Raw genomic sequence first — 9904 nt, 5'->3', positions numbered from 1 at the left:
TGTGCAGATATGCACAGTTTACGCTTTCATCTCGGCAATTGAATTACCGAGGATTCCCGCTTATCTTCCTAAAATAAGTAAAATAAACGCATGAATACCTGTATGGAAAACAATCCCCAGATTCTTCTTATGCGTCTGACCGACAAAGAAAGTATCGGCAAGATTGTAGATAATGACAATAACCATAGTCAACATAGAAGGAATTCCGTTTTTGGCGATAAGGCTCCAGATAGAATCCTTCCCAAAATTTGATGATGTGTTCATACTTAAATTGTTTCTTTCTTTTTGAGCTTCTATAGCAAATAATTATTACTTCAATTCCTAAGTATATGAGCTTTTTATAGGAACAGTGAAAATCACCGTTCCCTTGCTTCTACATGTTCAATATTCTGTTTGATTTTATCCAATAAATAAAAAAAGGTTTTCAATTCTTCATCCGAAAGATCTTTCGCTAATTCCTTCTCTGTCGCTAATATTTTCGTCTTGTTATCTTCGCAGATTTTAAGAGCAGCCTCTGTAAGTATAATTCTCTTAGCTCTTTTATCATAAGAAACCGGCTCACGGATAATTAACCCTTTTCTTTCCATGGCTTTGAGTATTTCAGTTGCGGTAGAACACCGAATCTGAAAATTCGCGAAACCTTTTCATCTGTGCTATAATAACAGAAGCTGCCATAAACAGCATCACTATATTACAGTGGAGGAAATACGATCATGGATACAAAAAAAACGATTCATTCATTATCAGACGAAATTCTTGAAAACCTTGGAAGACTGGTTGCCATTGATTCCCAGCTTGGAACTCCGGCAGAGGGAATGCCTTTCGGTGAAGGCCCTGCGAAGGCTCTTGCGGAAGGTCTTAAAATTGCAGAGGAACTTGGTTTCAAAACAGTAAACCTTGATAACTACTGCGGATATGCAGAAATGGGCGAAGGTGAAGAGATCGTCGGCATCGCCGGACACCTGGATATCGTTCCGGTCGGCGGTGACTGGACTTATGATCCGTTCAAGCTTACACGTGACGGTGATTATGTATACGGACGCGGAACCACAGATGATAAAGGACCTGTTCTTGAAGCTCTTTACGCTATGAAACTTCTCCGTGACTCCGGAGTAAAACTGAATAAGAGAGTCCGCCTCATCATGGGATGTAACGAGGAAACCGGTTCAAAATGTATGGAGCATTACAACCAGGTAGCGGAAGAGCTCTCCTGCGGTTTCACACCTGACGCCAATTTTCCTTGCATCCACGGTGAAAAGGGACGTGCTTTCCTCATGGCCTATTCCAAAAATACCCGTATCATTTCCATGAACGGTGGTTTTGTGGCAAATGCGGTATGTGACACCTGCACAACCGTTGTTCCTGCAGATGCCGGTCTGAAAGAAAAGCTGGAAAAAGCCCTCTCAGAGGCAAAGCTTCAGGAATACTCTGTCACAAAAGAAAACGGCGAACTTACCATCTACGCCAAAGGTGTTCCTGCACATGCCAGCACACCTGCTTTCGGTGTCAATGCGGCCGGAGTAACTTTTGAATGCCTTGCAAAAGCCGGATTTGAAGATGATTTTGTAGAATTTTATAATTCACATATCGGCACCGACTGCGATGGTTCCGGACTTGGCATGAAATTTGCAGATGACTATGGTGATCTGACTCTCTGCAACGGAATCGTCAAGACTGAGGACGGTGTGATCTCCTGCACCATCGACATCCGTGTTCCTGTGACCTTGAAAGAAGCAGATGTACGCAAAATGTGTGAGAACAGACTGGAGGACAACCATGGACGTATTGAGATCGTGGAAATCGGAGAACCATTATTCTTCCCAAGAGAGTCCCCGCTTGTCAACGCCCTTTACAAAGCATATACCGATGTAACCGGCGATACCGAAAATCAGCCTATGGTCATCGGAGGCGGCACTTACGCAAAATCCCTTAAAAACATCATCGCTTTCGGTCCGGAAAAAACAGGTATCGACTACCGCATCCACGGAGCAGATGAATACCTTCTAGTATCCGGCATGGAGGAATCTGTTCTGATCTATATGGAAGCCATCAGAAACCTTCTTGCGATCTGATTTTCTGAGGTCTGTACCGATCATACAGAATCAGATACTGTTAAAAAATGGTGAGGAACCCTTCCAAAAGCTCCTCACCATTTTTTATTTATATTCTACTGAAAAATCTCACTTAAAGTCTCCATCAGAATATTAACATCGATCGGCTTCGCAATATGCCCGTTCATTCCTGCTGCAAAAGCCTTCTGCTTATCCTCCTCAAAGGCATTGGCTGTCATCGCAATAATCGGAATATTCACCTTCTGGTTATTGGCCAGTGTACGGATCTATCTGGTTGCTGTGTAGCCATCCATCTTCGGCATCTGGATATCCATAAGGATCAGGTCATACTGATCTTCGGTTGCAACGACCATCTTATTTACAGCCTCCACGCCATCCCGTCCCAGCTCCACGACCATTCCGGCCTCCTCAAGAATTGCAGTTGCAATCTCCTGATTCAGTTCATTATCCTCCACAAGCAGCACATGTTTACCATGGAGAATCGTATCTGTCTCCGGTGCCTTCGGCTCTTCCACCTCCGTTGGCTGTGTCAGCACGGCACGAAGCTTTGACATAAACAACGGCTTGGACACAAATGCCGTAACACCAGCTTCTCGGAAACACGAATGCTGATAGTACCGCCCACCGGAGTAAACTTGATTGCATTGCTGACGATATTCAGAAGATGTGTACTTGAGGTCGTGATCTTTTTTAGATAATTTTTTACCTGCTCTTTATTATCAATGTGGGTTGCTGCCAGTGCAGTAAAACCAATGATCGCATTCATCATGCTGTATGTAGCAATATCACTTACCTGTATCATCTGATTCGAATCGTTTAAGATTTTCTCCAGAAGCCGCGTATCTTCTTTCATTCTTTTCTCCTGTTCTCTTCACTTCCTGCAGGCACCTGATGCTATACATCTGCCATATTCCGGCAAATCGCTCAATCCATATACAGTATAGCCAAGATTCCAACATCTGTCCACTGAATCTTGTAGAATATGCACATATAGCATATTATCAGTTACTGTTCCCTCCTTACCAGGTAACACGCTTCACAATGTACAGAAGTCATGCATCAATGCCTGATCTGTGTTATAATGTTTTTCTACGGGTATAACAATCTTATACAGACATTTATCTCACAAAGAAAGGAATTATCTCATGAGTACAAAAGCTGAACATGCAACAAAATTACACGAAAACGGATGCAACTGTGCACAGGCTGTCGCCTGTTCTTTCTGTCAGGAATTTGGCATTGATGAAAAAGAAATGTTCCGTATTGCCGAAGGCTTCGGTCTTGGAATGGGTGTTATGGAAATGTGCGGCGCACTCTCCGGTATGACCATGATCATCGGTCTTGCCAGCAGCCAGGGAAATCCTGATGAAGGCTCAAAGACCAAAGGCGATACCTACAAGAAGCTCCGCACATATATTCAGAAATTCAAAGATAAAAACGGCTCCTGCATCTGCCGCGAATTAAAAGGTGTGGAAACAGGCAAGGTTCTCTGCAGCTGCCCGCAGTGCATCACAGATGCAGTGGCACTTACAGAGGAATACCTGAAAGAGAATAAATAATTATTTGTTTTTTATTGTTTTTTATTGTTTTTTTCAATAATTTCATATCTACCGGCTTAGCCACATGAGCATCCATTCCTGACTCCAATGCATCATGGATATCCTCCACAAAGGCATTGGCTGTCATAGCCACGATTGCTATCCTCCGTGCCATCGGGTGAGCAGATCTTCGGATCGCTCTTGTGGCCTCTTACAGAAATATTGCCACCCATGAGATCTACCAGATTTTTTGTGATGACATCAAATTCCTGTCTCTTTGCCATCGTCTGCGGGCGTACCAGAACCTCTACATTCTCAATGATATCCTCGATATTCTCCTCCTCCGGTGACAGCTTCATCTTCCCGGCTTCAATCTTTGACATATCCAGAACATCGTTGATTCGAGTTTACCATCGCCATGGTATCTGCTGCCACAGAATCTGCAGGCACCATAAAAAGCATAAACCAGTCATAGGCCGGGATCTTTTTCAGACAGAAATAATATTCCTGATCCTCATAAAACACATTGGCGCATACAAAGCCCTTCTCATCCAGCACCTGCCTGCAGCTCTCAAAGTCATCATAATTCGTATAGGACATTTTTTCCAGGGTACGAAAAGCATTTCGACCTTTGAGAAGGCTTTCGTTCTGCTGTTCATCTGAATACATCTTCATCTTTTTCCTTCCGGATACGCACGCTATGCTCCAGCTTCTGTGCAAAAGCCATCTGGTTCTCATTGCTTCCCATGTTTTCCAGATCAAGCTGTCTGGATACATTTCGCATATAGGACCGCATCTGCGTGATATTCTCCGGATGCCGGTAATTCATTCCACTGATCACAGCCGAGATATAAATCCACTGTGAATCCAGTGTATTTTCCAGATTTGTATACAGAAGCTGTGTGCTCTGAGTCAGCTGACTGACTCGCTCCTTGTACGTCTGACGGGTCAGATACTGTTGAAAAAAGATTCCTCCTTTCAGTGAAGATATCGTACTTGCACGGTTTCCCTGAAGAGCCTTCTGTCCCTCCGGTGTGGAAACCACCTCCAGAAAAGGTATGGAAGAACACCGTATTGATCGCCGGTTCCGTCCTCATTCTGTGTATAACGATCCATTCCTCCCATAAAAAACGCTGCATTTCCCTGCTGAAATCTGTCCGGCTGTTGTCTCCGGTCCGCATCCGGCCAGCATTGAAATAACCAATGCTCCTGTCAGTAGCATAGAACATATCTGTCTGCTCTTCATCCGTTCCTCCTTTCGTTTTTATGTACACGGTGTCTTATTAAGCTGATTATACCCGACTGTACTGTTTTTTTGCAAACATAGATAATTTTTGCATAGACTAACAGATTGCCCAAAGATTACTGCCGAGCTGTGCTATAATATTCCATATCACAAAATACACAATTTAAGGAGATTTTTTCCATGTTACCAAAACTTATCGCTCTTGATATTGACGGTACACTTACCAATGACGAAAAAAAGATTACTGCTGACACCCTCAACACCCTTCTGGAGCTTCAGAAAAAAGGCGTCCGGATCATGCCGGCCTCCGCCAGACCGATTCCCGGACTTTATTCTGTTTCCGATAAATTAAAGCTCACTGAGCATCACGGAATTCTCATGGCCTACAACGGCGGAAAGGTTATCGATGCCACAGACGGAACCATTCTCTCAGAAACGCATATTGATGTGGAAATCGCCCTCTCTATTCTTCTCTTTCTGAAATCTCTTCCTGTAACTGTGATCCTGGACGACGGAAAACGCTTCTACGTTGAAGATTCTCATGGATATAAAGTGGAATACGAATGCTGGAATAATCAGATGGAATGCACGGAGGTCGACAGTCTGATGAATTTTCTCAATTTCTCCCCTGTAAAGATTCTGCTGTCCGTGGATCCGGAACAGATTTTGAATGTCCAGAATGCAATCCGCGCACAGCTTTCAGATGAGCTGAGTGTTGTCCGCACAGCACCATTTTATCTGGAGATCATTCCCGCTTCCATCAATAAAGGAAAAGCTCTTCTCGAAGTATGCAACCGGCTTGGAATCAATCCTGCTGATACCGCTGCATTCGGAGATTCCGAAAACGATATCCCGATGATCCAGACTGCCGGCTGTGGCATTGCCATGGAAAATGCGGAAGACGCTGTGAAAGCGTCAGCTGATAAGGTTACACTGTCCAATAATTCGGATGGTATTGCATATGCTCTTAGAGAATTTTTTTAGGAGAAGACTGATATGGAATTTCTGTTTCTGGCACTTTTTGCCATCAGTCTGCTACTTTGTGTGATCAGCCTTCTGACCGCTGTCTGACGGGCATGCGGATCCATTGCCTACATCGTATATTATGCCTCCGCCATATGCAGGCCGTCGGTCATGCTGCTAGCCTCCTTTCTTCTGTGCTGCCTGGTTTCTTTTCTTACCGGTACTTCTTTCGGAAGTGCCGCTACCATCGGCGTGATCTGTATGACCATGGCTGACAGTATGGGAATTCCTTCTATATATACAGGTGGTGCGATCCTGGCAGGGATTTTTTTCGGCGACCGCTGTTCACCGGTTTCCACCAGCGCGCTTCTGGTCAGTGAACTGACAAAGACAGATCTTTTTTCCAATATCCGGAATATGCTCAGGAGCGCCCTGGTTCCTTTTGCCCTCTCCTGTATTATTTATGCAGTACTTGGATGGACGCTGCATGCCGGCACTTCTGCAGATTCTACAAGAAATTTGCTGCAGAATTACTATCATTTTACGCCGCTGATGCTGCTTCCGGTTGTCCTGGTACTGGTGCTTTCTCTTCTTCGTATAGACATAAAAAAGACCATCGCCATCAGTGTATTGATGGGAATGGTCCTGGCTGTAACTGTACAGCATTTTTCTATATCGGAGCTTCCTGCTCTTTGTTTTTCAGGTTTTTCGCCTGCGGATAAAAATATCGCCGCACTTATGGGCGGTGGCGGATTTCTTTCCATGGCCCGGGTCTACGTGATCGTGGGAATTTCTTCCTGCTATTCCGGTATGTTTGAGGGAACCGGTTTTCTCAGTGGGATCGAAGCTATGATGAAGAGGTTAAGTTCACGGATCACACCTTATGGTGCTACCTTTCTGACTTCTGTCATCACTTCAGCAATCTCCTGCAATCAGACACTTGCCATTATGTTAACCGACCAGCTCTGCCGCGCAGACAATCCGGAAAAAGATTCCTTTGCCCTGGATCTGGAAAACAGTGCTAACCTGGTCTATTCCGTTTTTACTGTAAGATCTCTGACCCATCTGTATTTCTTATAATTACGATATACCGCGGGGATTTTTACAAATTCATCCAGACTGACCACGAAATAAACAGCAAGTACAGGCAATTTCAGTATAAAGGCTGCGATCAGTCCCAATGGAACAATAATGCACCACATGGTAATACAGTCGCAATAAAGACCAAATCTGCTGTCACCGCCTGCACAGAAAATTCCGCTGATGGTGACACCATTTACAGAACGTCCGATCATATAATAGGCACAGATTAGAAGCATTCCCTGCAGATATTCCCGTGACACAGTGCTTAAATTAGCCACACGAAGGATCAGCGGACTACACGCCAGAAGGATCAGCCCTGATACGATTCCACTTGCCACAGCCAGTCTGCAAAGCCTTCCTCCGTATTCTCTTGCAGTATCTGGTTTCCCGGCACCAAGCTCATTTCCTACCATGATACCGCCGCCATTTCCAAGTCCCATGCAAAAGCAGGCTGCCAGATTTTTCACAATGTTTGCAATAGAGTTGGCTGCTACCGCATCCGTTCCCAGATGTCCCATGATCACAGAATACATGGAAAATCCGGTTCCCCAGACAATCTCATTGCAGATAACCGGCGTTGTATATTTCCAGAAATCCCTTCGCAGAATGATATCGTTTCTCAAAAGATATTTAGCCCGGAGTTTCACCTGATCCTTCCTGCTCGTTTCACATACACACCAGACCACTTCGATCACACGAGCTGTAACTGTTGCCAGTGCCGCTCCTGCGATCTCCATACGCGGAATTCCAAATAATCCGTAAATCAGCACTGCGTTGATAAAAATATTGATGATCACGCTGGTTGCGCTGATCATACTGCTCTTTCCGGCTCTTCCACTGTTCTTTAAGATGCAGAGATACATCTGAGAAATTCCGGTAAGCAGATAGGAAACTGCGATCACTCTGAGATACACAGATCCACCCCTGATCAGAACCGGATCATTGGTAAAAATCTTCATCAGCAGCCCCGGAACCAACAATGCCGACAGCGTAAACAGCAGCGAGATCAATGTTGTGATCTTCATCACATAAGCAAAAATCCTCTCAACAGCAGGAATATCACCTTTTCCCCAGTACTGAGCTGCCAAAAGTGAAAGTCCGATCGTCATAGCTTCCAGAAGAAGACTGTGAATAAACGTCACCTGCCCTGCAAGAGATACTGCAGACAAAGAGTTCTGAGAAATCATTCCAAGCATCAAAGCATCAGATGCACTGACAAGAGCCAGCATAAACTGCTGGAACGCAATGGGCATTACAAGACTCATAAGTTTTTTGGTAAATGCAGAATCTCTTTTATTTTTCATTGATCTTCTTCCAGGCTTCCTCGTCAAATCTGCGGTTTTTAAAATAATACGGTCTGTCTTCTTCTGTAATCTCACGGATCACTTTGCAGGGATTTCCGGCTGCACATACGTTATCCGGAATGTCTTTCGTAACCACACTTCCGGCTCCGATCACAACATTATTTCCGATCTTTACACCTGGAAGGATGCAGCAGCTTCCGCCGACCCACACATTGTCTCCTATGGTAATGGGAATTCCGTACTCATATGCTGAATTCCTGCTTTCCGGGTGAATCGGATGCCCGGCTGTATAAATTCCCACATTGGGTCCAATTAAAACATTATCTCCTATGGTGATCTTTCCCACATCCAGCATCACACAGTTCGTATTTGCATAAAAATTTTCGCCAACTTCAATGTGGCTTCCATATTCACAGTAAAACGGCGGTTCAAAGTATACATTCTTTTTATGCTTCATGCCTGTACGGTTCAGACACGCCATTCCTTTCTCCGGTTCAAACGGCATTACCTGATTATATTCTCTGATCATCTTTTTGGTTTCTTTTTGCTGTGCCAGCACCGCGTCATCTGAAATATAAGCCATGCCATGGTCTCTCCTGTAAATGTTATCCATAAAAAAATCCTCCTGTATCTTTTTCTCTTCAATTGTTTTATAATTTTGTATGATTATATTGTGATTTTAGATATTTTTCTATCAGTTTACTATCTAACTTTATAACAATCCTGTGAGGTTAATAAAATGATTACTATAGACGTAAAAGAGGATCTTTCAGAAAATGTGATCTACGATTATGCTGACTGTCAGGCTGGCATCCATTACGATCTGCTTTCCAGTTACCCAAATTATTCCGGTGTCAGCCACTGGCACGACGATATTGAACTGATCCTGATTCTTTCCGGAGAGATGAAGTACAACGTCAACGGAAATATTTTTCCGCTCCATAAGAATGAGGGGATCTTCGTGAATTCCCGCCAGCTCCATTTTGGCTTTTCAAACACTCACACAGAATGTATTTTTCTCTGTATCCTGCTCCATCCGGTTCTTTTATGTGCTTCACCGGCATACGAAAAGAGCTTCGTCCTTCCGGTCATCCGAAACTACGAAGCTCCTTTTGTCCTTCTCTCTCCAAAAATCTCCTGGCAGCAAAAGATTCTGGATGAGATCCGTTTTCTTTTCAAACATCGGAAAGATAAAACAGCACCTCTGAAGATCCTGTCTTCTTTCTCCTGCATCTGGGCAATGCTTTATGAAAATATTTCTTCCTCCGACGCAGAAACACATATTGACAATGATCTTTCTGCGATCCGAAATATGACAGATTTTATCCAGAAAAATTATACCGTCAAAATTTCTCTGGAAGAGATCGCCGCTGCCGGTTCTGTGGGAATCAGTAAATGCTGCCGGCTTTTTTCCAGATATTTTTCCCAGACGCCCAACAATTATCTCAACAATTACCGTCTTGCCAAAAGCGGCGATCTTCTGCGGGAAACTTCTCTTTCCATAACAGAAATCGCCCTTTCCACAGGCTTTAACAGTGCCAGCTATTATGCTGAATCCTTCCGGAAATGGGCCGGTATCAGTCCAGGAGAATTCCGGAAAAACAGGTCGATTCCTTCTGTTCGTACATGGAATGATCTGCATAACAGGGATGGGGACCAGTGAACCAACGGGGACGGGGAAAAGTGGCCTAAAGAGAT

The 9904-nt window shown here is 44.1% G+C and carries 13 protein-coding genes and 2 pseudogenes; 5 read left to right on the top strand and 10 right to left on the bottom strand.

Annotation, left to right across the window (positions count from 1 at the left end):
- Window positions 1-60 precede the first annotated feature (60 nt).
- Both WMO28_RS16670 and WMO28_RS16665 read right to left on the bottom strand, forming a co-directional pair.
- Window positions 61-264: a hypothetical protein gene (locus WMO28_RS16670; RefSeq protein WP_349057699.1), complete on the bottom strand. Its 204-nt coding sequence runs from the start codon at window positions 262-264 to the stop codon at window positions 61-63.
- A gap of 92 nt (window positions 265-356) precedes the next feature.
- Window positions 357-587: a hypothetical protein gene (locus WMO28_RS16665; protein ID WP_435376771.1), complete on the bottom strand. Its 231-nt coding sequence runs from the start codon at window positions 585-587 to the stop codon at window positions 357-359.
- 126 nt (window positions 588-713) lie between these two features.
- Between WMO28_RS16665 and WMO28_RS16660 the strand changes: the two genes are divergently transcribed.
- The gene (locus tag WMO28_RS16660) at window positions 714-2072 is read left to right on the top strand and encodes a Sapep family Mn(2+)-dependent dipeptidase (RefSeq protein ID WP_178645521.1); all 1359 of its coding nucleotides are present in this window, start codon (window positions 714-716) and stop codon (window positions 2070-2072) included.
- 95 nt (window positions 2073-2167) lie between these two features.
- Here WMO28_RS16660 and WMO28_RS16655 read toward each other — a convergent pair.
- Both WMO28_RS16655 and WMO28_RS16650 read right to left on the bottom strand, forming a co-directional pair.
- A pseudogene (locus WMO28_RS16655) lies at window positions 2168-2626 on the bottom strand (response regulator).
- Window positions 2602-2925 carry a hypothetical protein gene (locus WMO28_RS16650; RefSeq protein ID WP_349057698.1) on the bottom strand — a complete coding sequence of 108 codons (324 nt, stop codon included), beginning with the start codon at window positions 2923-2925 and terminating at the stop codon, window positions 2602-2604. Before WMO28_RS16650 ends, WMO28_RS16655 begins: the two are co-directional and overlap by 25 nt.
- A 292-nt stretch (window positions 2926-3217) precedes the next feature.
- On the opposite strand from WMO28_RS16650, the gene WMO28_RS16645 reads away from it, so the two are divergent.
- Window positions 3218-3631 (top strand): C-GCAxxG-C-C family (seleno)protein, encoded by a 414-nt coding sequence (locus WMO28_RS16645; protein ID WP_178645522.1) that lies wholly within the window; start codon window positions 3218-3220, stop codon window positions 3629-3631.
- On the opposite strand, the pseudogene WMO28_RS17190 reads toward WMO28_RS16645, so the two are convergent.
- From WMO28_RS17190 to WMO28_RS16630, 4 genes and pseudogenes are all read right to left on the bottom strand, one after another.
- Window positions 3600-3821 (bottom strand): annotated as a pseudogene (locus tag WMO28_RS17190) (response regulator); the annotation flags it as partial. The gene WMO28_RS16645 and the pseudogene WMO28_RS17190 sit on opposite strands and share 32 nt — an antisense overlap.
- The gene (locus WMO28_RS16640; protein ID WP_349057697.1) at window positions 3724-3993 is read right to left on the bottom strand and encodes a hypothetical protein; all 270 of its coding nucleotides are present in this window, start codon (window positions 3991-3993) and stop codon (window positions 3724-3726) included. The pseudogene WMO28_RS17190 and the gene WMO28_RS16640, both read right to left, overlap by 98 nt.
- Window positions 3980-4285, bottom strand: a complete 306-nt coding sequence (locus WMO28_RS16635) for a hypothetical protein (protein ID WP_349057696.1) — start codon at window positions 4283-4285, stop codon at window positions 3980-3982. The genes WMO28_RS16640 and WMO28_RS16635 overlap by 14 nt, the downstream gene beginning before the upstream one ends.
- The gene (locus WMO28_RS16630; RefSeq protein ID WP_349057695.1) at window positions 4266-4655 is read right to left on the bottom strand and encodes a hypothetical protein; all 390 of its coding nucleotides are present in this window, start codon (window positions 4653-4655) and stop codon (window positions 4266-4268) included. Before WMO28_RS16630 ends, WMO28_RS16635 begins: the two co-directional genes overlap by 20 nt.
- 381 nt (window positions 4656-5036) lie before the next feature.
- Between WMO28_RS16630 and WMO28_RS16625 the strand changes: the two genes are divergently transcribed.
- The gene (locus tag WMO28_RS16625) at window positions 5037-5840 is read left to right on the top strand and encodes a Cof-type HAD-IIB family hydrolase (protein WP_349057694.1); all 804 of its coding nucleotides are present in this window, start codon (window positions 5037-5039) and stop codon (window positions 5838-5840) included.
- A gap of 102 nt (window positions 5841-5942) precedes the next feature.
- Window positions 5943-6899, top strand: coding sequence for a Na+/H+ antiporter NhaC family protein (locus tag WMO28_RS16620; protein ID WP_349057700.1), 957 nt, complete (start codon window positions 5943-5945; stop codon window positions 6897-6899).
- On the opposite strand, the gene WMO28_RS16615 is transcribed toward WMO28_RS16620, so the two are convergent.
- Both WMO28_RS16615 and WMO28_RS16610 read right to left on the bottom strand, forming a co-directional pair.
- Complete coding sequence (locus WMO28_RS16615) at window positions 6851-8206, bottom strand: MATE family efflux transporter (RefSeq protein WP_178645527.1); 1356 nt, start codon at window positions 8204-8206, stop codon at window positions 6851-6853. The two genes, WMO28_RS16620 and WMO28_RS16615, sit on opposite strands and share 49 nt — an antisense overlap.
- Window positions 8196-8819: a sugar O-acetyltransferase gene (locus WMO28_RS16610; RefSeq protein ID WP_349057693.1), complete on the bottom strand. Its 624-nt coding sequence runs from the start codon at window positions 8817-8819 to the stop codon at window positions 8196-8198. Before WMO28_RS16610 ends, WMO28_RS16615 begins: the two co-directional genes overlap by 11 nt.
- Window positions 8820-8945: 126 nt before the next feature.
- On the opposite strand from WMO28_RS16610, the gene WMO28_RS16605 reads away from it, so the two are divergent.
- A complete protein-coding gene (locus WMO28_RS16605; RefSeq protein WP_349057692.1) occupies window positions 8946-9869 on the top strand; it encodes an AraC family transcriptional regulator in 924 nt (307 codons plus the stop codon).
- Window positions 9870-9904 lie beyond the last annotated feature (35 nt).

It is taken from the genome of Blautia aquisgranensis, assembly GCF_040096615.1.
GTDB lineage: Bacteria > Bacillota > Clostridia > Lachnospirales > Lachnospiraceae > Blautia_A > Blautia_A aquisgranensis.
This window is presented reverse-complemented; position numbering and strand designations above follow the sequence as displayed.

Coding starts and splice junctions, on each gene's coding strand:
- WMO28_RS16670 (WP_349057699.1), bottom strand. CDS start 264: ATGAACACATCATCAAATTTTGGGAAGGATTCTATCTGGAGCCTTATC.
- WMO28_RS16665 (WP_435376771.1), bottom strand. CDS start 587: ATGGAAAGAAAAGGGTTAATTATCCGTGAGCCGGTTTCTTATGATAAA.
- WMO28_RS16660 (WP_178645521.1), top strand. CDS start 714: ATGGATACAAAAAAAACGATTCATTCATTATCAGACGAAATTCTTGAA.
- WMO28_RS16650 (WP_349057698.1), bottom strand. CDS start 2,925: ATGAAAGAAGATACGCGGCTTCTGGAGAAAATCTTAAACGATTCGAAT.
- WMO28_RS16645 (WP_178645522.1), top strand. CDS start 3,218: ATGAGTACAAAAGCTGAACATGCAACAAAATTACACGAAAACGGATGC.
- WMO28_RS16640 (WP_349057697.1), bottom strand. CDS start 3,993: ATGTCAAAGATTGAAGCCGGGAAGATGAAGCTGTCACCGGAGGAGGAG.
- WMO28_RS16635 (WP_349057696.1), bottom strand. CDS start 4,285: ATGAAGATGTATTCAGATGAACAGCAGAACGAAAGCCTTCTCAAAGGT.
- WMO28_RS16625 (WP_349057694.1), top strand. CDS start 5,037: ATGTTACCAAAACTTATCGCTCTTGATATTGACGGTACACTTACCAAT.
- WMO28_RS16615 (WP_178645527.1), bottom strand. CDS start 8,206: ATGAAAAATAAAAGAGATTCTGCATTTACCAAAAAACTTATGAGTCTT.
- WMO28_RS16610 (WP_349057693.1), bottom strand. CDS start 8,819: ATGGATAACATTTACAGGAGAGACCATGGCATGGCTTATATTTCAGAT.
- WMO28_RS16605 (WP_349057692.1), top strand. CDS start 8,946: ATGATTACTATAGACGTAAAAGAGGATCTTTCAGAAAATGTGATCTAC.